At 64.3% G+C, this 24,699-nt stretch carries 24 protein-coding genes; 10 read left to right on the plus strand and 14 right to left on the minus strand.

From position 1 onward, the window contains the following. Positions 1-63: 63 nt before the first annotated feature. The 7 genes from pheT to infC form a co-directional block, all read right to left on the minus strand. Positions 64-2,472, minus strand: a complete 2,409-nt coding sequence (pheT, locus tag NKH38_RS10125) for a phenylalanine--tRNA ligase subunit beta (protein WP_023703775.1) — start codon at positions 2,470-2,472, stop codon at positions 64-66. Then, positions 2,472-2,921 carry a GFA family protein gene (locus NKH38_RS10130; protein WP_023672279.1) on the minus strand — a complete coding sequence of 150 codons (450 nt, stop codon included), beginning with the start codon at positions 2,919-2,921 and terminating at the stop codon, positions 2,472-2,474. The genes pheT and NKH38_RS10130 overlap by 1 nt, the downstream gene beginning before the upstream one ends. Next, positions 2,918-4,015 carry a phenylalanine--tRNA ligase subunit alpha gene (gene pheS / locus NKH38_RS10135; protein ID WP_023696008.1) on the minus strand — a complete coding sequence of 366 codons (1,098 nt, stop codon included), beginning with the start codon at positions 4,013-4,015 and terminating at the stop codon, positions 2,918-2,920. Before pheS ends, NKH38_RS10130 begins: the two co-directional genes overlap by 4 nt. Before the next feature lie 251 nt (positions 4,016-4,266). After that, on the minus strand, positions 4,267-4,668 hold the full coding sequence (rplT, locus tag NKH38_RS10140) for a 50S ribosomal protein L20 (RefSeq protein WP_023672281.1): 402 nt from the start codon (positions 4,666-4,668) through the stop codon (positions 4,267-4,269). Positions 4,669-4,707: 39 nt separating this feature from the next. Further along, entirely contained in the window at positions 4,708-4,911 is a 204-nt protein-coding gene (gene rpmI, locus NKH38_RS10145; protein WP_006201248.1) for a 50S ribosomal protein L35, read from the minus strand. Between the two features lie 183 nt (positions 4,912-5,094). Next, the gene (locus NKH38_RS10150; RefSeq protein WP_023755491.1) at positions 5,095-5,733 is read right to left on the minus strand and encodes a methyltransferase family protein; all 639 of its coding nucleotides are present in this window, start codon (positions 5,731-5,733) and stop codon (positions 5,095-5,097) included. Positions 5,734-5,865: 132 nt separating this feature from the next. After that, entirely contained in the window at positions 5,866-6,402 is a 537-nt protein-coding gene (gene infC, locus NKH38_RS10155) for a translation initiation factor IF-3 (protein ID WP_023744911.1), read from the minus strand. Positions 6,403-6,649: 247 nt separating this feature from the next. Between infC and NKH38_RS10160 the strand changes: the two genes are divergently transcribed. The 4 genes from NKH38_RS10160 to NKH38_RS10175 all read left to right on the plus strand — a co-directional run bounded on the left by NKH38_RS10160 (position 6,650) and on the right by NKH38_RS10175 (position 10,129). Further along, complete coding sequence (locus NKH38_RS10160) at positions 6,650-7,420, plus strand: alpha/beta hydrolase (protein WP_352759382.1); 771 nt, start codon at positions 6,650-6,652, stop codon at positions 7,418-7,420. 6 nt (positions 7,421-7,426) lie between these two features. Next, positions 7,427-8,569, plus strand: a complete 1,143-nt coding sequence (locus tag NKH38_RS10165; protein ID WP_352759379.1) for a benzoate/H(+) symporter BenE family transporter — start codon at positions 7,427-7,429, stop codon at positions 8,567-8,569. Between the two features lie 117 nt (positions 8,570-8,686). Then, a complete protein-coding gene (locus NKH38_RS10170) occupies positions 8,687-9,172 on the plus strand; it encodes a DUF2852 domain-containing protein (protein ID WP_023672286.1) in 486 nt (161 codons plus the stop codon). Between the two features lie 198 nt (positions 9,173-9,370). Continuing rightward, positions 9,371-10,129, plus strand: coding sequence for a M48 family metallopeptidase (locus NKH38_RS10175; RefSeq protein WP_023702070.1), 759 nt, complete (start codon positions 9,371-9,373; stop codon positions 10,127-10,129). Positions 10,130-10,147: 18 nt separating this feature from the next. On the opposite strand, the gene NKH38_RS10180 is transcribed toward NKH38_RS10175, so the two are convergent. Further along, positions 10,148-10,366 (minus strand): hypothetical protein, encoded by a 219-nt coding sequence (locus tag NKH38_RS10180; RefSeq protein ID WP_023672288.1) that lies wholly within the window; start codon positions 10,364-10,366, stop codon positions 10,148-10,150. Between the two features lie 109 nt (positions 10,367-10,475). Here NKH38_RS10180 and NKH38_RS10185 point away from each other — a divergent pair, with 109 nt between their 5' ends. The 6 genes from NKH38_RS10185 (at position 10,476) to NKH38_RS10210 (ending at position 16,178) form a co-directional block, all read left to right on the plus strand. Next, positions 10,476-11,135, plus strand: a complete 660-nt coding sequence (locus NKH38_RS10185; protein ID WP_352759374.1) for a phosphoribosylanthranilate isomerase — start codon at positions 10,476-10,478, stop codon at positions 11,133-11,135. Positions 11,136-11,224: 89 nt separating this feature from the next. Next, complete coding sequence (gene trpB, locus NKH38_RS10190) at positions 11,225-12,475, plus strand: tryptophan synthase subunit beta (RefSeq protein WP_023672290.1); 1,251 nt, start codon at positions 11,225-11,227, stop codon at positions 12,473-12,475. A 2-nt stretch (positions 12,476-12,477) separates the two neighbouring features. Beyond that, on the plus strand, positions 12,478-13,317 hold the full coding sequence (gene trpA / locus NKH38_RS10195; RefSeq protein WP_023687438.1) for a tryptophan synthase subunit alpha: 840 nt from the start codon (positions 12,478-12,480) through the stop codon (positions 13,315-13,317). A 101-nt stretch (positions 13,318-13,418) separates the two neighbouring features. After that, the gene (accD, locus tag NKH38_RS10200; RefSeq protein WP_023687437.1) at positions 13,419-14,345 is read left to right on the plus strand and encodes an acetyl-CoA carboxylase, carboxyltransferase subunit beta; all 927 of its coding nucleotides are present in this window, start codon (positions 13,419-13,421) and stop codon (positions 14,343-14,345) included. Between the two features lie 62 nt (positions 14,346-14,407). Further along, positions 14,408-15,733: a bifunctional folylpolyglutamate synthase/dihydrofolate synthase gene (locus tag NKH38_RS10205; protein WP_352759370.1), complete on the plus strand. Its 1,326-nt coding sequence runs from the start codon at positions 14,408-14,410 to the stop codon at positions 15,731-15,733. Positions 15,734-15,758: 25 nt separating this feature from the next. Then, positions 15,759-16,178, plus strand: coding sequence for a VOC family protein (locus NKH38_RS10210; protein ID WP_352759368.1), 420 nt, complete (start codon positions 15,759-15,761; stop codon positions 16,176-16,178). Between the two features lie 22 nt (positions 16,179-16,200). On the opposite strand, the gene NKH38_RS10215 is transcribed toward NKH38_RS10210, so the two are convergent. The 6 genes from NKH38_RS10215 to NKH38_RS10240 all read right to left on the minus strand — a co-directional run bounded on the left by NKH38_RS10215 (position 16,201) and on the right by NKH38_RS10240 (position 24,690). Continuing rightward, entirely contained in the window at positions 16,201-16,449 is a 249-nt protein-coding gene (locus tag NKH38_RS10215) for a type II toxin-antitoxin system VapB family antitoxin (protein WP_352759365.1), read from the minus strand. Positions 16,450-16,526: 77 nt separating this feature from the next. Next, positions 16,527-16,808 carry a cupin domain-containing protein gene (locus tag NKH38_RS10220; RefSeq protein WP_023696001.1) on the minus strand — a complete coding sequence of 94 codons (282 nt, stop codon included), beginning with the start codon at positions 16,806-16,808 and terminating at the stop codon, positions 16,527-16,529. A gap of 131 nt (positions 16,809-16,939) precedes the next feature. Beyond that, on the minus strand, positions 16,940-17,263 hold the full coding sequence (gene trxA / locus NKH38_RS10225) for a thioredoxin (protein ID WP_023672297.1): 324 nt from the start codon (positions 17,261-17,263) through the stop codon (positions 16,940-16,942). 73 nt (positions 17,264-17,336) lie between these two features. Next, complete coding sequence (addA, locus tag NKH38_RS10230) at positions 17,337-20,855, minus strand: double-strand break repair helicase AddA (RefSeq protein WP_352759361.1); 3,519 nt, start codon at positions 20,853-20,855, stop codon at positions 17,337-17,339. Continuing rightward, on the minus strand, positions 20,852-23,989 hold the full coding sequence (addB, locus tag NKH38_RS10235; RefSeq protein WP_352463446.1) for a double-strand break repair protein AddB: 3,138 nt from the start codon (positions 23,987-23,989) through the stop codon (positions 20,852-20,854). The genes addA and addB overlap by 4 nt, the downstream gene beginning before the upstream one ends. Further along, entirely contained in the window at positions 23,986-24,690 is a 705-nt protein-coding gene (locus NKH38_RS10240; protein WP_031197320.1) for a nucleotidyltransferase family protein, read from the minus strand. The genes addB and NKH38_RS10240 overlap by 4 nt, the downstream gene beginning before the upstream one ends. Positions 24,691-24,699: the final 9 nt, after the last annotated feature.

Below are 24,699 nucleotides of genomic sequence, written 5' to 3' on the forward strand. Positions count from 1 at the left end.
CCTAAGACGCGCTTTCCCTAAGAATTGCGTGAAGTCGAAATACGTAGGGCGGCGTTAGCCGCTCTACGTTCTCAGCATGCCGCCCGTTTGCTTGCCAACATTGTCGACGATGCGCTTGGCCAGCGCCTCGAAATCCTCGTCGGTGAGCGTCTTTTCAACCGGCTGGATAGATACTTCGATGGCAATCGACTTCTTGGCGGTCCCGAGAGATGCCCCCTCGAACACATCGAACACCGAAACGCCGGTGACCAGCTTCTTGTCGGCGGCGAGCGCCGCGCGCACCAGCGCGCCGGCCTCCACCGTCTTGTCGACGACGAAAGCAAAGTCGCGCTTCACCGCCTGGAAGGCGGACAGCTCCAGCTTTGGCTTGGTTTTCGTCGGCTTGGCCTTCGGCTCGGGCACGGCGTCGATATAGACCTCGAAACCGCAGATCGGTCCGGAAACGTCCAACCCCTCCAGCGTCTTCGGGTGGAACTCGCCGAAGGTGCCGAGCACTGTCTTCGGGCCGAGCTTGATCGTGCCGGAGCGGCCGGGATGATACCAGGCCGGACCGCCTGGCTCGATCTGCAGCCTGTCGACCGGCGCGCCGCAGGCTTCCAGCGCTGCAATCGCGTCGGCTTTGGCGTCGAACACGCCGACCGGACCGGAATTGCCGGCCCAACTGCGGCCGGAACCGTCGAGCTTGGCGGTGCCGCGGCGCACACCGGCGGCAACGCGCCGCTGCTGGTCGGGGCCGTCGCCCTCATAGGTACCGGAGACCTCGAACAGCGCGACATCGCCGATGCCCTTGTCGGCATTGCGCTGCGCGGCGACGATCAGGCCGGGCAACAACGAGGGCCGCATATCGGACATGTCGGCTGCAATCGGATTAGCGAGCTTCAGCGCCGTCTGGCCGCCGCCGAACAGTTCGGCGTGTTTGGCCGGGATGAACGACCAGGTGAGAACCTCCAGCATGCCCCGCACGGCGAGCGAGCGCTTGGCAGTGCGGGTGCGAACCTGCAGCGTCGTCAGTATCTTGGAGTTGACCGCGTCATGCGCGCCGAGCGGCTGCGGCGCGATGTTGTCGACGCCGTGGATGCGCATCACTTCCTCGACCAGGTCGGCCTTGCCGTCGACGTCAGGACGCCAGGACGGCACAGCGACATCGACGACGTCGCCCGAGCCTGACGGCTTGAAGCCGAGGCGGGTCAGGATGTCGAGGCTTTCCGCCTTCGGCACCTCGATGCCGGTCAGCCGCTTCACTTCCGAGATCGGGAAGGAAACGATCTTCGGCTTGTAGCCGGCATAGCCGACCACCTCCGTCTCGGTCGGCTCTCCGCCGCAGAACTCCAGCACCAGCTTTGTCGCCAGCTCGACGCCGGGCACAATGAATTCCGGGTCGACGCCACGCTCGAAACGGTAACGGGCATCGGTGATGATGCCGAGCGTACGGCCGGTGCGGGCCGTGGTGATCGGATCCCAAAGAGCGGATTCGATCAGCACGTCCGTGGTGTTCTCGTCGCAGCCGGAATGCTCGCCGCCCATGACACCGGCGATCGATTCGACGCCATTGTCGTCGGCGATCACGCACATCTGCGGCGTCAGCGTGTATTCGCGCCCGTCAAGCGCCAGCACCTTCTCGCCGTCGCGTGCGCGGCGCACGACGAGATTGCCGGCGACCTTCTTGGCATCGAACACATGCAGCGGCCGGCCACGGTCGAAGGTGACGTAGTTGGTGATGTCGACCAGCGCGCTGATCGGGCGCAAGCCGATGGCGATCAGCCTTTGCTGCAGCCATTTCGGCGACGGCCCGTTCTTCACGCCTTTCACCAGGCGCAGCGCGAAACCGGGGCAGAGCTCCGGCGCCTCGATGGTCACCTTGACCGGCGTTTCACCTTTGCCAAGGACCGCTTCGACCGGCGCGGTCTTGAGCCGGCCAAGCCCGCTTGCCGCCAGGTCCCGGGCGACGCCGTAAATGCTGGTCGCATCCGGCCGGTTCGGCGTCAGATTGATCTCGATCACCGGATCGTCGAGATGCGCGTAAGCCGCGAAGCTGGTGCCGACAGGCGCATCGGCCGGCAGGTCGATAATGCCATTGTGCTCATCCGACAGCTCCAGCTCGCGCTCGGAACACATCATGCCATGGCTCTCGACGCCCCGGATCTTGCCGACGGTCAGCGTCACGTCGATACCGGGCACATAGGCGCCGGGCGCGGCGAAGGCGCCGATCAAGCCGGCGCGGGCATTCGGCGCACCGCACACCACCTGGACAGGGGCTGCGCCATTGCCGGTGTCGACGGTCAGCACCCGCAGCCGGTCGGCGTCGGGATGCTGCACCGCCGTCAGCACCTTGGCGATGACGAACGGCTTCAGGCCGGCCTTGTCGTCGACATGCTCGACTTCGAGGCCGATCGAGGTCAGCCTCTCGACGATCTCGTCGAGCGTGGCGTCGGTGTCGAGATGATCCTTGAGCCAGGAAAGGGTGAGTTTCATCACTGTGTTCCGTTTTGTCTGTACCCGCCCGGACCTTGTCCATCGGGTCTGGGCACGCTTGTCTTCAAATGGCGCGGCAAGTCGTCGGGCATATGCACGAAGGGCAGCTGCTCGCGCACATAGGCATGGTGCGTCGGCCGGAAATAGGCCGGCATGTCCATGGCGCCCAGCATGAAATAGATGTGGTCTTCCAGCCGCTCGTCGACATAGGCGATAGGCGAGCCGCAAATGCCGCAGAACGAGCGCGTCACCGGCCCGTTCTCGTACATCTTCAGCGCCTTGCCGGTGAAAGCCACCTGCTCGGTCAGGAAGCCGACAAAGGCCGACACCGGCGCGCCGCTGGCGCGCCGGCAATCGCCGCAATGGCAATAGCTGATATGGTGCGGTTCGACTGATGCCTCGAACCGTACCGCGCCGCAGCGGCAGCCACCCGTGTGCGGCGCCGTCATGCGGAAAGACCTCCGAACAGCGTCGGCATGTCGAGCGGCCTGAAACCGTAATGCGACAGCCAGCGCACATCGGCGTCGAAGAAGGCGCGCAGGTCCGGCATGCCGTATTTCAGCATGGCGATGCGGTCGATGCCCATGCCCCAGGCAAAGCCCTGATATTCGTCGGGATCGAGCCCGCCGGCGCGCAGCACATTGGGGTGGACCATGCCGCAGCCGAGGATCTCCATCCAGTCGGAGCCTTCGCCGAATCGCACCTCACCGGGCCGCGAGCGGTCGCACTGGATGTCGACCTCGAGGCTCGGCTCGGTGAACGGGAAGAACGACGGCCGGAAGCGCATCTTCACCTGCGGCACCTCGAAGAACGCCTTGCAGAACTCCTCCAGCACCCACTTCATGTTGGCGACATTGGCCGACTTGTCGATTACCAGACCCTCGACCTGATGGAACATCGGCGAGTGGGTGGCGTCAGAGTCCTGCCGGTAGGTTTTGCCCGGAATGACGATGCGGATCGGCGGCTTCTGCTTCTCCATGGTGCGGATCTGGACCGGCGAGGTGTGGGTGCGCAACAGCTTGCGCTCGCCCTTCTCGTCCGGCTGGAAAAAGAAGGTATCGTGCATCTCGCGCGCCGGATGCCCTTCGGGGAAATTCAGCGCGGTGAAATTGTAATAGTCGCTCTCGACATCGGGACCTTCTGCGATGGCAAAGCCGAGATCGCCGAAGATCGCCGCGATCTCGTCGATGACCTGGCTGATCGGATGGATGCGGCCGCGCTCGGCCGGCGATTGCCGCACCGGCAGCGTCACGTCGACCGTCTCGGCGGCGAGGCGCGCAGTGACAGCAACATCCTTCAGCTCGGCCTTGCGTGTCGTCAGCGCTTCGGTGACGCGGTTCTTCAGGCCGTTGATCGCGGGGCCCTTGACCTGGCGCTCCTCGGCGCTCATCGCGCCCAGTGTCTTCAGCAATTCCGAGATCGACCCCTTCTTGCCGAGAGCCGCGACGCGCACGGCTTCGATAGCAGCCTCATCGGCGGCCGACGCGACGTCGGCAAGCAGGGAGTTTTCGAGAGTATCCAAGCCGGTAGCTATGTCGTTCACGGTCAAACTCGCTGTGTTGGGAGTCAACTTTGAGGTGAAAGTCACTTTCAAGTTGAAAGTTCAGCCATAAGAAAAACCCGCGCCAGCCGTGCCAGCGCGGGTTCCCCAATCAGAATTGCGAATGCTGGGAAGCGCTGGGCTCGGAGCCCGATCCCGAAAAGTTGCAGACTTTTCGGAAAGATCGCGCTCCTCGCTAAATTTCCCTGAGCATGATGTTGTCCAAAAAGTCAGCAACTTTTTGGCATCATGCTCTAGGCGACAGCGCTTTCAAAAGCATTCGGGGTGGTGTTCTTCAGATATTCGAGCGCGACCTTGGCCTTGGCCACGAGTGCGGCGAACGCCTGCGGTTCATGGATGGCCATGTCGGACAGGATCTTGCGATCGATCTCGATACCGGACTTGTTGAGGCCGTCGATGAAGCGGCCATAGGTCAGGCCATGCTCGTGCGTCGCGGCGTTGATGCGCTGGATCCACAGCGCGCGGAACGAGCGCTTGCGGTTCTTGCGGTCGCGATACGCATACTGCATCGACTTTTCGACCGCCTGCTTGGCGATGCGAATGGTGTTCTTGCGGCGGCCGTAGAAGCCTTTCGCGGCTTTCAGGACCTTCTTGTGCTTGGCGTGCGAGGTGACGCCTCTTTTTACGCGTGCCATGTCATGATCTCCTTAAACGCTGTTCCTGAAACCGAATGCTCAGAGGCCGTTCGGCAGAAAATTCTTGATGACCTTCTTGCCATCCGGTTCAGCCAGAACCATCGTGCCGCGGGCATTTCGAATGAACTTGTTGGAACGCTTGATCATGCCGTGACGCTTGCCGGCCGCAGCCGACAGGACTTTACCCGTACCTGTGATCTTGAACCGCTTCTTGGCGGCCGATTTGGTCTTCATCTTGGGCATTTTGCTACTCCGTATTGGTGGCGCACAATCGCGCTTCTTGTTCGCTTCGGGCGGACCAAAGCCCGAAAAGCAAATGAAACCGCCACGGCATGCCCTGCCGGGCGGTTTTCTTGGAACGGCGGTCCTATACGTCAAAGCGGGCTGGCGCGCAACACCCGAGCGGCTGCGACGCTCTGTCCGCGATCAGGGCAGCCTGAACAGCACCGGCAGAATGCCCGATTGCTGGGCGCCATCGATGGTCTCGAACACCGGCAACGCCACCAGAAACACCAGCCCGTCGAGCAAGGTGGTCAGCAAGAGGCGCGGCTTGAAGCTGCCGGTGTCGCCTTCCTGGTAGAGCGACAGCTTGGGGAAGAAACGCGGCACCCGCGCCAGATAGGCTGTGTAGGGCGCGCCGAGAACCTCCTTGAGATACCGTTCCTCGCGCAGGATGACGATGTGGAAGGCGCCGGCGCACAACAGCGCAAACAGGACGATGCCGGAGAACGAGCCGATCTGCGCCCCGACGCCGGCGGCGGCAACGGTCGAGAACACGTAGAGAGGATTGCGGGTGATCGAATAGGGTCCGCCGGTGACCACTTCGGAGGATTTGCGCCCCCCGATATAGAGTGTCGACCACAAGCGGCCGACGACGCCAAGGAAGATCAGCAGCACGCCGACCATCTCGATCGTTTCATGCACCGGGGTATCGGGCGGGAAGGTCGACTGGCCGAACAGCAGTGCCGCAAACAGCACCACCACCAGCACCGCAAGCACCATCCGGCGCATGTGCTGGTAGCCGCCCAGCTCCTTGATGGGCGCAGGGTTGATTTCATTGGCCATGTCGGGAATCCGATCGTCGAGAAGCTTTGCCGGCGATCGCGGCGTCTGGACAGGAGAATCGGCGTCCCGCCGATCGCCGGGACGCCATGAGACAGGATTCAGGCGGATTTAGAGCGCAACGCCCGAACTGATCTAGCGCGGGGCCAGCACCATCATCATCTGGCGGCCTTCCAGCTTCGGCTCGGCTTCGACCTTGGCGATGGTAGCCGTCTCCTCGCGCACCTTGTTCAGGAGCTGCATGCCGAGTTCCATATGCGCCATCTCGCGGCCGCGGAAGCGCAGCGTCAGCTTGACCTTGTCACCTTCCTCGAAGAAGCGCCGCACGGCCTTCATCTTGGTTTCGTAGTCATGGCTGTCGATGTTCGGGCGCATCTTGATCTCCTTGATCTCGATGACCTTCTGGTTCTTGCGCGCCTCGGCCGCCTTCTTCTGGTTGGCGTATTTCAATTTGCCGAGATCGAGAATTTTGACGACAGGCGGCACCGCATTGGGCGAGATCTCGACCAGATCGAGCCCTGCCTCTTCGGCGAGCAGCAATGCGTCGTTGATGGAAATATCGCCGCGGTTCTGGCCATCGGCGTCGATCAGTTGGACCCGGGGAACCCGGATATCACGGTTTGAGCGCGGGCCATCCTTGGTGGGCGCCGCTGCTTTGAAAGGTCTGCGAATGGTCGTGGTCTCCTTGGCCGTTTCGTTCAGGGTTCAAATCTAGAAATGTTCGGGACGCGCCAATGTGGTGAGCGCGCGGGCGGAGTCAATAGCACAGCGCTGACAGAAAATCACCCTGATCGCAGGCCTGCACCAAACAAAGGATGTCGCGAGCACTTTCCGCCTCGCCTGTGCCTGTGTCAAAAGACCGGCGAGGAAAATCAGGCTCCCGCAATCAGGCCCCCAGAACCAGGATTGATCCACAGCCATGACCGCGACCACCCCAACCCTGCTGGATGTCGACGGCATTGATATCGCGGTTCGCCATTCCTCGGGCGCAACGCCCGGCATCGTCTGGCTCGGCGGCTATAAATCCGACATGCTGGGCACGAAGGCGCAGACGCTGTCGGATTGGGCGGCAAGGGAAGGCCGCGCGTATCTGCGCCACGATTATTCCGGCCATGGCGAATCCGGCGGCGCCTTTGCCGACGGCACCATTTCGAAATGGCTTGGCGAGAGCCTCGCCGTCTTCCGGCGTTTCACCGAGGGCAAGCAAATCCTGGTAGGCTCGTCGATGGGCGCCTGGATCGCGCTGCGCATGGTGCAGGAACTGCGCAAGGCGGGCGACAGCAATGTGGTTGGCCTGGTGCTGCTCGCGCCGGCGCCGGATTTCACCGCCGAGCTGGTCGAGCCGGCTCTGACGGAGGAACAGAGGCGCGACCTCCGGGAGAAAGGCTTTTTCGAAGAACCTTCGGACTATTCCGCCGAGCCTTACATCTACACAAGCGCGCTGATCGAGGACGGCAGGGCGAACCGGGTCATGACCGGGCCGATCGATACCCATTGCCCCGCCCACATCCTGCAGGGCCTGGCCGATGCCGATGTGCCGGCAAGCCATGCGCTGAAGCTGGTCTCGCTGCTGCCGGCCGACGACGTCACCTTGTCGCTCATTCCCGACGGCGACCACCGCCTGTCGCGGCCGCAGGATCTCGACATGCTGCTGAGGGCGGTGGGCGACATGGTTCAGCGGGCGGGGTAGGCGAGAATGCGCATTTCCGTCCCGATATCCGCCTTTGTCGCGGCAATCGTCGGCTTCGGCGGCACGCTGGCCGTCGTCATTGCCGCCGCCAAGGCGGTTGGCGCCACGCAAGCCGAAACCGCGAGCTGGGTGACGGCAGTGTGCGTGGCGATGGCGATCGAATGCTTGTGGCTGTCCTGGCGCACGAAAATACCCATCATCACCGCCTGGTCGACACCGGGCCTGGCGCTGATGGCGGCATCGAGCGGGTTTACCATGGCTGATGCGGTCGGCGCCTTCATCGTCACCAGCTTGATGTTGATCGCCACCGGTCTGTTCAAGCCGCTGACCCAGCTGATATCAAGGATACCGGCGTCAGTCGCGTCCGGCATGCTGGCGGGCATCGTCGTCACCTTCGCGCTCAATGCCGTCAAGACCATTCCGGTCGATCCCTGGCTGATCCTGCCGCTGATCGCGGCCTTCTTCGTCATTCGCCTGTTCAACCCGGCGCTGTCGGTGCTGGCGGTGCTGATCGGCGGCGGCATCGCCGCCTTCCTGACAGGCCGCGTCGGCGGACTGCCGGCGCCGGAACTGTCGACGCTGACGCTGATTGCCCCGCATTTCAGCGCCGCAGCTGTCATCGGCCTGGCGCTGCCGCTCTACCTCGTCACCATGGCGTCGCAGAACCTGTCGGGTCTCGCCGTCTTGCGCGCCGCCGGCTATCACCCCGAACCCGGCCCGCTGATCGGCGTCACCGGCCTGTTCTCGCTGCTGTCGGCGCCGTTTGGCGGCTCGACCACCAATCTGGCCGCGATCTCTGCGGCGATCTGCACCGGGCCGGACGTCCATCCCGACCCGGCCGAGCGCTGGAAGACCGGACCCTTCTATGCACTTGCCTATCTGATTTTCGCGGTTTTCGGCGCCTCGCTGGTGGCTATCTTCGCCGTCCTGCCGCAGAGCCTGATCGTTCTGGTAGCCGGCCTGGCGCTGATGGGATCGCTCGCCAACGCGCTGTCGATCGCCCTCAAGGACGAGGACCAGCGCATGGCGGCTACTGTCACCTTCGTTGTCACCGCGTCGGGGCTGACTTTGTTCGGCGTTGGCGCCGCCTTCTGGGGCCTGGTCGCTGGCCTGGTCGTGCTTTTCCTCGAAGCGCTCAAAAAGCGGTAATCATTTCAGGCCCTTGTCCGGTTTTGGCGGACGTCGTCTTGAATCGCCGTTTTTCTCATCCCATTTCGAATCCACGCAGCCGCCCTTGGCTGTCTCCAACCGAAGGAATGGGAGAAAATGAACACATCCGCATTGATCCGCCCGGCCTGGACGCCGGCGACCATCGCGCTGATGGTGATCGGCTTCATGGTGTTCTGGCCGCTTGGCTTCGCCATGCTCGCCTACATCATCTGGGGCGACCGGCTTGACGGCTTCAAGCGCGACGTCAACCGCGCCACGGACGGCATCTTCGCCGGCTGCCGCCGCGGTTCCGACAAGGCCGCGCGCTGGGGCCACGGTTCGGCTCGCACCGGCAATGTCGCTTTCGACGACTGGCGCGAGAAGGAACTCGAACGCCTCGCCGAAGAGCGTCGCAAGCTCGACGAGATGCTGAGCGAGTTCGATGAGTACGCCCGCGAATTGCGCCGCGCCAAGGACCAGGACGAGTTCGACCGCTTCATGGCCAACCGCAACAAGTCGACGGCGCCTGCGAAAACAGGCTCGGCCGAAACGGCCAAGCCCGCGACCCCCAAGCGCAAGGGCCCGAACCTGCTTGACGACTGAGGCTGCGCGCATGACCCCGAAAATCGGAACCGATTTTCGGAAAGGTTCATGCGCCAAATTAGAGTGCTACAGCGTCCTGTGCGCGTCAGAGACGCGCGGCGCTGTAAGACAGGCCTTGGCATGATGGACGGCGTCGCGCGAGCGGCGCCGTTTCTTTTTTGTTCTGGTCGTTTTCCTCGAATCGCGTATCGTTCAGCCATGTCCTTCGGCTTTTTCCGCAACCTGACCAAACCAAAACCCTCGCCTGTCGAAGAGCGAGAGCACGTCGTTGCCGGCCGCACACTGCCGCTCAGGATCGTCGAGAGCGCCCGCGCACGGCGGCTGACGTTGCGCATCGATTCGGGCGGCCAGGGGCTGCGCATCACCGTGCCGCCGGGCCTGCGCCGCGGCGAGGTGGAGAAATTCCTTCACCGCCACCAGGACTGGCTGGAGCAGCGTCTGGCCAAGGTACCGACACGGCCGCAAGTGCGCCCCGGCATCAAGATCCCGATACGCGGCGTCGCGCATCGCATCGTCCACGAACCGTCGAAACGCGGCACCGTCACCGTGTCGCGCGACGAGCGCGGTCCGCTGCTGATCGTCCATGGCGAGCGGATACATTTGCCGCGCCGCATCGCCGATTTCCTCAAGCGTGAGGCCAAGAAGGACATCGAGAAGCTGGTGGTCAAGCATACCGAGGCCATCGGCAAGCGCGCCAAGGCGATCCGCTTCAAGGACACGTCGAGCCGCTGGGGTTCCTGCACTTCCGATGGCAATCTGTCCTTCTCCTGGCGCATCATGATGGCGCCGACGCCGGTGATAAACTACCTGGTCGCGCATGAGGTGGCGCATCTCAAGGAGATGAACCACGGCCCGAAATTCTGGAAATTGTGCGAGCAGCTCTGTCCCGATACCGACCGCTGCAAGGACTGGCTGAAGCGCAATGGCGGCGCGCTGCAGGCGATCGTGTTCGATTAGCCTGCGCCGGCGCCGCGCTCAATCATCATTGGCCGCATTAAGCTCTTCAGGCCGCAGCCCTTCGTCGCCATGGCGCGGCCATGGCAGGAAATTCTGCTCGAACGCATCGCTGCCGAAATAATCCAGGACCCGGTGCGCTTCTGCCCCGTCGAAGGCGGCCTTTTGCATCAGATGCGCGATGACGTCGCGCGCTTGCGCGATCTTCTGCCGGAGTTCGGCTATGCTCTGGTCGGCCATTCGTCTGCTCCGCCTTGCTTCTCCCATCAATAGGTAGCGCCTTTGGCGTTGCCGGCAAACAGCATGCTTTTTCTCGACTCTTGGCCGGTTTCGTGCCAATCCCCGCGCCATGGCGCTCGATATCAAGATCTGCGGATTGAAGACCGATGATGCAATGGCCGCGGCATTGGCCGGCGGCGCCAGCCATGTCGGCTTCATCTTCTTTGCCAGGAGCCCGCGCTATGTCGAGCCTGCGGCAGCCGGCCGCCTGCGCCAGGCGGCAATCGGCAAGGCCCTGGCGGTTGCCGTGACGGTCGATTCCGATGACGCCTTCCTGGACGAGATCGTCGAAAAGATGCGACCCGACATGCTGCAACTGCACGGCACGGAGACGCCCGAGCGGGTGGCCGAGGTGAAAGCCCGCTACGGCTTGCCTGTCATGAAGGTGTTCTCCGTCAGTGAGGCTGCCGATCTCGAGCGGCTACAGCCGTTCATCGGCGTTGCCGATCGCTTCATGTTCGATGCCAAGCCGCCAAAGGGCTCGCAACTTCCGGGTGGCAATGGCGTCGCCTTTGACTGGCGCATCCTGGCCGGCCTTGACGCCGGGCTCGATTACATGCTTTCCGGTGGGCTCAACGCCGCCAATATCGGCGATGCCCTGAGATCCGCCAATCCGCCCGCGATAGACATTTCGTCGGGGGTGGAAAGCGGCCCGGGCGTCAAGGATCCGGCGCTGATCGAGCAGTTTTTCCGGGCCGTCAGGGCCGCGCGCGACGACCGCGCTGCCTGAGCACTTCTTTCGAACCCGAGCATGTTCCGGAAAAGTGGGAACCGGTTTTCCGATAAGACATGCTCAGAACCAAGACCAGGAGATCGGCGATGAACAAGCCGGCGACACCCAATTCCTTCCGCACCGGACCCGACGAACAGGGCATGTTCGGCATCTTCGGCGGCCGGTTCGTCGCCGAGACGCTGATGCCGCTGATCCTCGACCTGGAGCGGCACTGGAACGAGGTCAAGAACGATCCGGACTTCAAGGCTGAGCTGACCAATTTGTCGACCCACTATGCCGGGCGGCCGTCAAAGCTCTATTTCGCCGAAGGCCTGACCAAGCATCTTCGTGAGGTTTCCTCGGCGAAGGGCCTCGGGGGCGGCGCCAAGGTCTACTTCAAGCGCGAGGATTTGAACCACACCGGTTCGCACAAGATCAACAACTGCCTCGGCCAGATCCTGCTGGCCAAGCGCATGGGCAAGAAGCGCATCATCGCCGAGACAGGCGCTGGTCAGCACGGCGTTGCCGCGGCCACGGTCGCGGCGCGCTTCGGCTTTCCCTGCGTCGTTTATATGGGCGCCACCGATGTCGCCCGCCAAAGCCCCAACGTCTTCCGCATGAAGCTGCTCGGCGCCGAAGTGCGGCCGGTGACCGCCGGTCACGGCACGCTGAAGGACGCCATGAACGAAGCGTTGCGCGACTGGGTCACCAATGTCGAGGACACTTATTATCTGATCGGCACCGCCGCAGGTCCGCATCCCTATCCGGAGCTGGTGCGCGACTTCCAGTCGGTGATCGGCATCGAGGCGCGCGCCCAGATCCTCGAACAGGAAGGCCGGCTACCCGACACCATCATCGCCGCTGTCGGCGGCGGCTCGAACGCCATCGGCCTGTTCCATCCGTTCCTGGATGACAAAGAAGTCCGCATCATCGGCATCGAAGCCGGCGGCCGCGGCCTTGACGGCATCGAGCATTGCGCCTCGATGAATGCCGGCGCGCCCGGCGTGCTGCACGGCAACCGCACCTATCTCTTGCAGAACGCCGACGGCCAGATCCTCGACGGCCATTCGATCTCAGCCGGCCTCGACTATCCCGGCGTCGGCCCCGAACATTCCTGGCTGCGCGATTCCGGCCGCGTCGAATACGTGCCGATCCTCGACGACGAGGCGCTGGAAGCCTTCAAGCTGACGACACGCGTCGAAGGCATCATCCCGGCGCTGGAATCCGCGCACGCCATCGCGCATGCGGTCAAGATCGTGCCGGATATGGACAAGGACCAGATCGTCATCGTCAACCTGTCGGGACGCGGCGACAAGGATGTGCACACAGTGGCCTCGATGCTGGGCATGGAGATCTGATCATGGTGACCCGCATCGACCGCCGCATGGCAAAACTGAAAGCCGAGGGACGCCCGGCGCTCGTTACCTATTTCATGAGCGGCGACCCGGACTACGACACCGCTTTGTCGATCATGAAGGCGCTGCCGAAGGCCGGCGCCGACATCATCGAAATGGGCATGCCGTTTTCCGATCCGATGGCCGACGGCCCGGCGATCCAGGCCGCGGGCCTGCGCGCGCTGAAAGGTGGCCAGACGCTGGTCAAGACGCTGCAGACGGCGGCTGATTTCCGCGCTGGCGACAATGAGACGCCGATCGTCCTGATGGGCTATTACAACCCGATCTACATCTACGGCGTCGACCGCTTCCTTAAGGACGCGATTGCCAGCGGCATTGACGGGCTGATCGTCGTCGACCTGCCACCGGAGATGGATGAGGAACTCTGTATCCCTGCGCTGAAGGCCGGCATCAACTTCATCCGCCTGGCAACGCCGACCACCGATGACAAGCGCCTGCCCAAGGTGCTGCAGAATACGTCGGGCTTCGTCTATTACGTGTCGATGACCGGCATCACCGGCTCGGCTTTGGCCGACACCGGCAAGGTTGCCGCCGCGGTCAAGCGCATCAAGGGCCACACCAACTTGCCAGTCTGCGTCGGCTTCGGCGTCAAGACCGCCGAGCAGGCGCGCATTATCGGCGCCAATGCCGATGGCGTCGTCGTCGGCACCGCGATCGTCAACGCGGTCGCCAATGTGTTGGGACCGAAGGGCGAGAAGACCGCCGACCCGGCCGAGGCCGTCGCCACCCTGGTCAGCGGACTGTCTCAGGGCGTGCGTTCGGCCCGCCTTGCTGCTGCCGAATAGTTTCCCTACTTAGGCCTTGTGCAAGTCGTTATCCCAAAACCGGTTCCCACTTTTGGGCGACATGCACGAGCCAACTCTTCGTCAGGACAGGAGCCGAAGCGATGAACTGGATCACCAATTACGTTCGCCCGAGGATCAATTCGATGCTCGGCCGGCGCACCGACATGCCCGAGAATCTCTGGATCAAGGATCCCGAGACCGGCGAGATGGTGTTTCACAAGGACCTGGAATCCAACCAGTTCGTCATCCCGTCATCGGGCCATCACATGAAGATTTCGGCCAAGGAACGGCTGAAATTCTTCCTCGACGACGGCAAATACGAGCAGCTTGAGAACCCCAAGGTCATGCAGGACCCGCTCAAGTTCCGCGACGAGAAGCGCTACACGGACCGGCTGAAGGACGCCAAGGCCAAGACCGGCCTGGAAGACGCCATCATCAATGCGCTGGGCACGGTCGAGGGCCTGCCGGTTGTGGTGACCGTGCAGGATTTCGCCTTCATGGGCGGCTCGCTCGGCATGGCCGCGGGTGACGCCATTGTGCACGGTTTCGAGGTCGCCTTGCAGCGCAAGCGGCCGCTGATCCTGTTTGCCGCCTCCGGTGGCGCGCGTATGCAGGAAGGCATCTTGTCGCTGATGCAGTTGCCGCGCACCACGATCGGCGTCGATCGGCTGAAGGAAGCCGGCCTCCCATACATCGTCGTCTTGACCAACCCGACCACCGGCGGCGTCACCGCCTCCTACGCCATGCTGGGCGACGTGCATATCGCCGAGCCCGGCGCGCTGATCGGCTTCGCCGGCCCGCGCGTCATCGAACAGACTATCCGGGAGAAACTGCCGGACGGTTTCCAGCGCTCCGAATATCTGATGGAGCACGGCATGGTCGACATGGTGGTGTCGCGGCTGGAACTGCGCGAGACGATTTCACGGCTGTTGAAAATCCTGCTCAAACTGCCGCAGGAGCAAAAGCCGCTGGAGCCGGAAATCCTGCCGCCGTCGGTCATCCCGACGGAAGCCCGCCCGCAGGCCTGACGCGACATTTCTGGCCGCAAACCGCGATTGCGTGCACCTGCGCGCATGCGTAGGATTCGCTCATGACAACGCTTGCCGCAGATCGTGAAATCGAAGCCCTGATGGCGCTGCATCCGAAAGGCTTCGACCTTTCGCTCGACCGCATCACAAGGCTGCTCGAACGCCTCGGCAATCCGCAGGAGCGGCTGCCGCCGGTCATCCATATCGCCGGCACCAACGGTAAGGGCTCGTGCGCGGCCTTTTCGCGCGCGCTGCTCGAAGCCGGCGGCCACCTTGTCCATGTCCACACTTCGCCGCATCTGGTGAACTGGGCCGAGCGCTACCGACTGGCGGCCGAGGGCGGCGGCCGGCTGGTCGACGACGAGACCTTCGCCGAGGCCATCGCCCGCGTCGCCCGGGCCAATCAAGGCCAGAAGATCACCGTCTTCGAAATCCTAACCGCCGTCACCTTCATCCTGTTTTCCGAACATCCGGCTGCCGCCGCCATCATCGAGGTCGGCCTTGGCGGCCGCTTCGACGCCACCAATGTCGTTGCCCGGCCGGCGGTGTCGGTGATCATGCCGGTGTCGATGGATCACGAAGCCTATCTCGGCGACCGGGTCGAACTGATCGCCGCCGAAAAGGCCGGCATCATGAAGCGCGGCTGCCCGGTGGTCATCGGCGCGCAGGAGAGCGAGACGGCGCTGCAAGTGCTGATCGAAACCGCCGAGCGGCTGGATTGCCCGACCTTCGTCTACGGCCAGGATTTTCTCGCCTTCGAGGAAAACGGCCGCATGGTCTATCAGGATGAGGACGGGCTGATGGACCTGCCGCCACCGCGCCTGCCCGGGCGCCACCAGTTCGCCAATGCGGCGGCAGCGATTGCCGCCGTCAAGGCCGCCGGTTTCGAAATCAGTCATCGCGCCACTGAGAAGGCGATGGCGAGCGTCGCATGGCCGGGCCGCATGGAGAAACTGGTACAGGGCCGGCTGATGGAGCTGGCGCCCAAGGGCGCCGACATCTGGCTCGACGGCGGCCACAATCCGGGCGCCGGCATCGTCATTGCCGAGGCGCTGGCCGAGCAGGAGGAAAAGAACCCGCGGCCGCTGTTTCTGATCTCCGGCATGATCAACACCAAGGACCAGAGCGGCTACTTCCACGCCTTCAAGGGCCTGGCTCGGCACGTCTACACCGTGCCGGTGAGCAGGAGCGATGCCGGCGTGCCGAATGACGAGCTGGCGGTGCGGGCGACCGAAGCCGGCCTCACCGCTGAACCGGTTAGTTCCGTCGCCAGCGCGCTGATGCTGTTGCGCGACACCTGGGATGGGCCGGCGCCGCGCATCCTGATCGGCGGTTCCTTGTATCTTGCCGGCGCGGTGCTGGCCGAGAACGGCACGCCGCCGACCTGAAGCTATTCACTGCGAGGAGCCGAACATGATCAAGGTCAAGCAGCTCGCCCATGTCTGCATCTTTGCGCACGACCTCGAAGCGACGCGAAGCTTCTACCGCGACGTGCTTGGCCTCGACACCCGGTTCAATTTCCTGCGCGACGGCAAGATCTTCGGCTTCTACCTCAATTGCGGCGGCCGCAGCCATGTCGAGGTGTTCCAGAAGGACGGCACTGCATATAGCGAGCAGAACCAGATCAATCATTTCTGCCTTGAGGTCGAAGATCTAGACGCGGCGATCGCCCACATCAAATCGAAGAGCATCGACGTTACCGCCAAGAAGCACGCCTGCGACGACACTTTTCAGGCCTGGATCCGCGATCCCAACGGCGTGAAGATAGAGCTGTTCGAATACACCGCCAAAAGCGCGCAATTTACCGGAGGCGACCGCATCGCCGACTGGTGAGCTGTGTTGGTGTCGACGAGGATCAAAGCTCCGGCCCTGTATGGACCTTGCGGCTTTTCCGGATGATTTCTTCCAGATCGATATCCGCGCCACTGCTTGCCGTCAGGCGGGAGTAGAAGGTGGACGCCTGTTCTCGCCCCGCCTCCCGAATCTCATAGGATTCAAGCGCGCGTTCGACTATATCCGCTATCGAGCGGTTTTCGCGATGAGCAAGACGATGCGCAAGATCTCGTGCTTTTGCGCTGCGGACGGAAAGCCGGGGTTCGGCCATTTCAAAATACCTTCGAGAAAATATATCCCCCATTTATTCTAGGACGAGCCATCAAGATGGCAGAGGATGGCAAGCCATCACCTTAGCTCAATCTCGATGAAGGCGTATTCGCCGTCATTGGCGCTGATGACGTCGTGCTCGACGCCTTCCTTGCGGAAGTAGGGCGCGCCCTTCTTCATTTCAGCAAAACTCTCGCCGTCCTTGGTCACCAGCTTCACCTTGCCGTCCATCAGCGGCACCACGACATAGTCGTGGCCGTGGCGATGCCAGCCGGTGTTGTCGCCGGGCTGGAACCGATACTCGGTGACGATGACGCGCTCGTTGTCGATGAAGACGGTGGCCTTGGCGGATCCGGTCATTCTGTCTCTCCTGTCCAGCCTCAAGCAGAAGACATGGAGCCTTCAGGCGCGAGGGCCAGAGAGGTCAGGCGATAACGCCAAAGAAAAGCCCGGCGCCAGGGCCGGGCTTAACTTCAGAAACTCCTACAGGATCAGGCGAGGCTGCCATTGATCCAATGCGACAGCGCGGTCTTCGGCGCGGCGCCGACCTTCATGTCGGCGACTTCGCCGCCCTTGAAGATCATCAGCGTCGGGATCGAGCGCACGCCGAATTGGGCGGCAAGCTCAGGGTTCTCGTCGATGTTCAGCTTGGCGATCTTGATCTTGTCGCCGAGTTCGTTGGCGATCTCTTCCAGCGACGGACCGATCATCTTGCAGGGGCCGCACCATTCGGCCCAGAAATCCACGACGACGGGCTGCGAGGCGTTGAGCACATCCGCCTGGAAATTGCTCTTGTCGACCTTGACGGTGGCCATGCGAAAATCCTTTCGAAATTTATCTCGCACCAAATGTGGTGGTTGAGCAGCCCTTCTTCAAGCAGAACTTGTGTCACGCTCCCGTGAGTCGGGCAAGGGCGTCATCCATCGCCTGCGCCGGCAGTTCGATAAGCCTCGGTGCCTCGGTGAACAGCAGTGCTGCCGTCACCGCGCGGCCGGGGTAAAGCGGCTGGAGCAGCGCGCGGTAGAGCGCCAGCTGCAGGATATAGGCCGGCGGCACCTGGGCCAGGCCTGCGGGCGCCGGCCGGTTGGTCTTGTAGTCGACGATCGATACGCGCCCGGGCGTCACCGCCAGCCGGTCGATCTTGCCGGAGATCGAGCGCAGTCTGCCCTTGACCTCAAGGCTGCCCATCACAGCAACTTCGGCGCGGGACGACGGCGAAAACAGCCCGGCAAAACGCGAATCTCTGAGGATCGCCATCACCGAAGCCAGCGCCTTGTTGCGCTCGGCCTCCGGCCAGTCGGCGCCGGCACGGCTGAGATATCGCAACGCCGCTGCTTGCTGTTCGTCCTCGGGGAAGCCGGGCAGCATCTGCAGCAATTTGTGCAGCGCCAGCCCGCGCATCACCGCAAAGCCCGGCTCCGCCTCGCTGTCCAGCACCGGCGAGCGGGTATCGACAACAGCTTCCTTGCCCTCGTCGATCAGCGCCGACGCGCCGGAAGGCGACAGCGGGCGCGGCAGCTCCTCATAAGGCGGCAAGGGCCGGAACAAGCCCACCGGCAGCGGCAGCACCTGTTGTGGCAGCCGCGACTCGTCGGCTGCCGCCTGCGCCACCGGCGGAAGCTTGCTCATGACGAAACGATGCACCGGCTCGCTGCTGGCGGGGTGGCGGCGCTCGGTGCTTTCGGGTGCACCTGTCAGCGCGCGGCTGACGATCGAATGCCAGGTGCCGGTGCTGGGCTGACGCTTGCCGTGATAGCCGCAGACGATCAACCGGTCCTCGGCGCGTGTCATGCCGACATAGAGCAGCCGCCGGTATTCGTCGTCGGCAAGCTCCCGCGCCCTGGCCGAGGCTGCCTTTGAGAAGCCGTTGGCGACATCGGCGGCTGAGCGCCAGAGATAGCCCTTGCCGTCGAAATTGCGGCCCGAAGCGTCGAACGGCATGAGCCGCGGCAGATGCTGGTCGCTGAACGGCGCCGAACCGCCATCGACCAGGAAGACAACAGGCGCTTCCAGGCCCTTGGCGGCATGCACGGTCATGACGCGGACCTCGTCGCGCGTCTGGTCCATCTCGCGCTTGATCTCCGGGCCGGTGTTTTCCAGCGTCGCCAGGAAAGCCTCCAGCCCCGGCAAGCCGGTGCGTTCTTCGGCCAGACAGAAGCTCAGGAACTCGTCGAGAATATCGCCGGCCTCCGGGCCGAGCCGGGCGATCATCTTCTTGCGCAGGCCGTCGCGCGCCAGCACCCCGGCGTAGAATTCGAACACCGGCCGGAACGCCGCCTCGTTGGCCCAGCCGTCGAGCCGGGCAACGCCATCGGTCAGCGCGGTATTGTCGCCAGCATGCTGGCGTAGTGAGGCGATCAGCGATGTTCCGGCTGGCCGTCCGGCGCCAAGCGTAAAAAGCGTCTCCTCCGACACGTCGAAAACCGGGCTGCGCAGCACGGCGGCGAGCGACAGGTCATCCTGCGGCTGGATGAGGAAATGGCCGAGTGCGATCAGGTCCTTGACCGCGATGTGGCCGGGCAGGCTCAGCCGGTCGGCGCCGGCGACGGGAATATCGCGGTCCTTCAGCGCGCGCGACAGCGCATGGACGAAGCGGTCGCGCTTGCGCACCAGCACAAGAATGTCGCCGGCCCTCAGCCTGCGTCCCTTGCCCTCGATGATCTCGCGGTCCTTGAGCCAGGTCTGGATGGTCGCAGCCACGTGCTCGGCCACCCGCACAGCCGGCGCGCTGGCATGATTGACCGGCAACGTCCAGTCGTCGGGCTCCTCGACGGCGTCAGCGCCGAGCGACGGCCAGACCTCGACATAGCCAGGCGCGTCGTTGCGGATCGCCTTGTGGTCGAGCGGATCGGGGTCGTGGCTGATGCCGCGCCGCACGCCCGGATCGGCAAAGACGCGGTCGACTGCGGCAAGCACGTCGTCGGTCGAACGGAACGACCAGGTCAGTTTCAGGTCGGCAAACGAAGCATTGGCTGCGTTCACGCGTCCGGAAAACAAGAGCCGGCTGTCGGCAAAGGAATCCGGTGCGGCACCCTGGAAGGAATAGATCGACTGCTTTTCGTCGCCGACGGCAAACACCGTGCGATTGGCCGTGCCGCGCTGGCCGTGGCCGGCAAAGAACTCCTCCGCCAGCCGCTTCACCACCTCCCATTGGTCGGGGCTGGTGTCCTGCGCCTCGTCGAGCAGGATGTGGTCGATGCCCTGGTCGAGCTTGTACTGCACCCAGGGGCCGGCATCGGGCCGCGCCAGAAGGTTGACGGTGCGGGTGATGAGGTCGTTGAAATCGAGAAAGCCGCGGCTGCGCTTCAGGCGCTCGTACCGCACGATCAGCCAGTCGGCTATGGTCAACGCCGCGACCGTGCCTTCCAGCATCCGGAACAGCGCCAGCCGGTCGGAGACGTCTGTTATCGACTTGACGGCCGCCAGATAGCGCTCGGGAAGGTCGGGCAGCCGGCCGAGCAGCGCCTTCTTGAACAACTTTGAGGGATCATAGGGGTCGCCATCGGCCTTGAGAAAGGCTTTGCCGAGCATCTGCAGCCGGCGGGTCGGGTCCGTCTCGGCAAAGGCCAACCGGGCATAGGGCAAGAGATTGTTGAGCACGGTGCGGGCGTCGGCGGCCTCGGCGGCACTGGCGAACACTGCAAAGAAGTCCGGCAGGAAACCCGGCAGCGGCCATACCGATGCCGCTATGTCTTCGGCGCTCCGCCCGGGGCGAAAATGGAATTCGTCGAACAGGGCCTGAAAGCCGCCGCCGTCGCGCCGGACCGCATCGATGAAGCCGCGCAGCCCGTCGCGCTTGCGCACGATTTCGGCGAGCAGCGCATCGAGCCCGTGTTCTCCGCCGCGCTCCAGCACGGTGGCAAAGGCCTCGGCCAGTCCGGCGTCTCCGGCTGACGTGCCCGAAATCATGTCGCGGCGGGCGCCAGCAAACAGCGAGGCCTCCATCTGCGGATCGAGCATTTCGAAATGCGCCGGGATGTTGGCCTCCAGCGGAAACTGGTGCAGCACCGATTCGCAGAAGGCGTGGATGGTCTGGATCTTCAGCCCGCCCGGCGTTTCCAGCGCTTCGGCAAACAGCCGGCGCGCCCGCCGCATCGTGTCGCGGTCGGGTCGGCGGCCGTCCACCGCCTCAATCTTTGTGGCAAGCTCGGCATCGCCGAGCGCCGTCCATTCCGACAGGGTCGAGAACACGCGGTTCGACATGTTGGCGGCGGCCGCCCGCGTATAGGTCAGGCACAGGATCTTCGACGGATCGGTGCCGTTGAGCAACAGCCGGATGACGCGCTGGGCCAGCACATGCGTCTTGCCGGATCCGGCATTGGCCGACACCCAGGCCGAGTTCTTCGGGTCGGAAGCGCGCGTCTGGCTGGCGGCGGTTTCGCCGGGAATGGGATAGGCTTTCTTCATGCCTCCCCCGCCTCGTCATCGCTGTCGCCGCCGGCCGACCATTCGAGCACGCGCGCCAGGTGGTCGTAGTCGCCATCGCTCTCGCCTTCGCGAAACGGCAGCGCCCGCGACAGATAGCCGGTCGCCGGATCGGCATAGTGAATGAGCAGTTTTTCCAGCCGCGCCCAGGCCTCTTCGGCGAGGTCTTCTGCGGTCCGGGGCTGGCGGTTGTAGTCGAGGATGGATTCCTCGAACACTTCGCCATTCGGCTTCAGCCGCACGAATGCAAGCTGCGAGGGTTCGCGCGCGCCAAGCCCCTTGAAGGCGCCGCGCCGGAGCAGCGCCCCTTCGAGCGCCAGCTGTGGCGCCAGCAGCGTGTGCGCCTGCGCCTTGGACGGCGAGGAGCCGGTCTTGTAATCGAGAATGTCGGCCATGCCACCGGCCAAAAGGTCGACGCGGTCGGCATAGCCGGACAGCGTCACACCGGTACGGCCGACAGCCGTCTTTTCGGCGCGCTCCTCGGCATGCCGCCGGGCGACGGCAGGGGCGCGGCCGCGCTCCCATTCGATGATGTTGGCGGCGAGCTTTTCGAAGCGCGGCCACCACACCGCCTCGACATCGGCGGGTAGGGCAATGTCGGCGAAGCAGGTCCGGCCGGCAGCGATGAGGCGTTCCAGAGCTTCGGGCGCGCGGGGATCCGCCACCTCTGTCGAGAACAGATGCAGGATGTCATGAAACAGCGTGCCGCGCTCGGCCGCACCGGGATCGCGGATCACCGGCTCGAGCGGCAGAAGGCTCAGAATACGCTTGGCATAGACCGCATAGGGGTCGCGGCGCAGCGTCTCGATCTCGGTCACCGAGAAGTGGGTGGGCCGCATGCTCAGCGGCGGTTTCGGCTGCGGTCGCGGCGCGAAATGCTGCCGCTCGCCGGCATCGAGCGCGCGCGCCCAGGCAAGCAATTCGTCGCCGCGCCCGCGCAATGCGGCCGCCGGATCCTTGCCGATGAAGGTGAGGATGCGCTGCAGCCAGCGCGACGGCACCGCCGGTGCGTCGCCGGCTCGGGCGGAGCGCGTCAGCACCACCTTTTTCGCCCCCATCGCCATCTGGAAGTCGTGGGCGGCAAGGCCGATACGGCGCTCCGGCGGCTCGAGATCGATGCCGGTCTTCATCAACCGCGACATGAAGCGATCGCTTTCCGGCTTGCGTGGCCACACGCCCTCGTTCAGCCCGCCAATGACCAGCGTGTCGACATTCTGCAGCCGCGCTTCCAGCGCCCCCCAAATGGCGATGTTGCGGTCGGTGCCTTGCCCGGGCTTGACCGTTTCCGGTGCTACCAGCGCGTCCATCACATCAGGCCATTCGTCGGCCGGGAAGTCGAACGAGGCCGAGGCCGCGACCACACCGCGCAGCAGCTCGGCGAGTTTCTCGCCGGCGTCGCCGGCATAAAATTCAGCCAGGCTGCGCTCCGCCGTGCGGCCGAGATTTTCCAGCGCGGCGACGCTCGCTCTGGTCAACGCGACAAGATCGGCATTCTCTTCACCGCGAAAGGCGGTCAGCGGCGCCAGTGCCGTCACAAGCCGGCTCAGCATATCGCGGGCATCGTCGATGCCGCGCACGCTCAGGCGCGAAAACCAGAAGGGCTGGCGCTTGTCCCCGCTCAGCCCGGCGAGACGCTCCTCGAACAGTGCTGGCAAGGCGGCGATGTCGGGGCGTCCGGTGCCGCCGCGCAGCGCCACGAGTTCGATGAGCTCGGCGGCATGGCGCACGCCGGTGCGCTCAAGTCCGAGCCCGAGCAGCGGATGCTTGAGCAGCGACAAAAGGCCGACGGGATCGCCGGGCCGGAATACCGCTTGAAGTGTGAGCCGCAGCAGGCTGGCGGCAGGCGTGTTGGCGAGCGGCGTGCCGCCGGAATCGTCAGCGATCACACCGAAGCGCAACAGCTCGGCCGAGACGCGCCGCGCCAGCCCGCGGTCGCCGGTAACGAGCGCTGCCCTGTGCCCCGGCTGTTCCACGGCGGTTTTCAGCGCGATGGCGATCGCCGCCGCCTCGTCGCGTTCGCTGGCGGCTTCGACCAGCGTCACATCGGCGAAGGCCTCGGCGATATCCAGGGCGTTGAAGCGTATGCGGGTCTCGGCCCATAGTTCCGTGGTCTCGGCCGGACGCAGCGCCTCGCCGACAAGGGCCGCGCGGAGCACCAGTGCGGGCTCGGCGGCGACCACTTCCTCGACATCGCCACGCAGCACGCCAACCTTGCCGATCAGCTTGGCCATGCCGTATTGTGGGTGGCCGAGCAGTGCCGGCCGCGCACCGGGCGCCGCAATCGCGGCAAAAGACGGTTCGTCCAGCATCCCATCGAGCCCGGGCAGCACCACGGCGCCGTTAGGCAGGCTGGCGACCGTGGCAAGCAGTTCAGCCGTGGCCGGAATAGAGCCCGTCGAGCCGGCGGCGATCACCGGGCCTTTGGGCGGGTTGCGTTCCAGCCGCTTCGCCTCGCGCCGGATCAGCGCATTGCGGTGCGCGGCCGGGTTGGAGCGGTCGCGCTCCTCCAGCAATTTCGGCCAGGCCTCGGTGACGATACGGAGGAAATCGAGCGTCACCAGCCACCAACCGGCAAGATTGCCGGTGACCAGATCGGCAAGCCTGGTCCAGTCCGTGCCTTCGGTTTCGATTTCGTCCATGAGCCGGGCGAGGTCGCGCGCCAGCCAGATCGCATCGGCGGCGGAGGCCGGCACGACAATCTCTTCGTTGAACATATCAAGGACATGCGCCGGCAGGGTGCGCTTCCAGGCCTGCACCAGCGGCGCCAGCAGCAGCAGGCGTTCGATGGCTGCGATCGGCGGCGCCATTTCAAGCTCGGTCGGCGTGCCGGCGTCGAAGGCGGCTTCGTCCTGGTCGAACTCTCCGAGCGGGCGGATGACCGGCAGGATCGCCGAACGGCGGCTCCCTCCCGGTCCCGAAAGCGCGTCGACAAAGGCGCCGCGCAGCGCACGGGCCGCGCGCCGTGTCGGCACATAGATGGTGACATCAGCCAGCGCCAGCGGATCGCCGTCGAACCGGAAGCCGGGCACCAGCCGTCCGGCCAGCAAGGCCTCGGCCAGAGTCGGCAGGAATGGCGCTCCGGGCGGGATCGAAAGAACGCGGCGCGCGCCGCTCATACCACCTTCGCGAGAGCTTCGGCGGCGGCCGCTTCCGCCTGCGGAATGGCGTCGGGAGTGCCGACGGTGATCCAGCTTCCGCGCATCTGCATGCCGAACAGACGGCCAGAGGCGATTGCCTTGTCGAAATAGGTGTTGAGCGAATGCGCCCCGGCCGGCGCATCCCTGAAGATGGCGGGATTGACGATTGCCGCTCCGGCATAGATCAACCCGGCCGGATCGCCTTTCGAGCGCCGCAGGCCGCCATCCGGCGCCATCAGGAAATCCGTGCCGACACCGTGTCCGGTGGCCGAGTCGAGATCGGTAAGCATCAGCAGAATATCCATTTTCGCGCCGTCCCATGCAAGGGCAAGGCGCTCGAGGCTGGGCTGGCCGCTGTCGATCCAGAACGTATCGGCGTTGATGATGTAGAAGGGGTCGCTGCCCAGCAGCGGCAATGCCTTGACGATGCCACCCGCCGAATTCAGCAGTGCGTCGCGCTCGTCGGAAATGACGATCTTTGGCGCCCGCCTGTGGGCGATATGGGCGACGATCTGGTCCGGCAGATAGTGCACGTTGACGATGGCTTTCTCGACGCCGGCCGCTTCGAGACTGTCCAGCCCCCAGTCGAGCAAGGTCCTGCCGGCGATCCGCACCAGCGGCTTCGGCATGGTGTCGGTGATCGGCCGCATGCGCTTGCCAAGACCAGCCGCCAGCACCATCGCTGTGGT

This window comes from Mesorhizobium sp. M1078, from assembly GCF_040318615.1.
GTDB lineage: Bacteria > Pseudomonadota > Alphaproteobacteria > Rhizobiales > Rhizobiaceae > Mesorhizobium.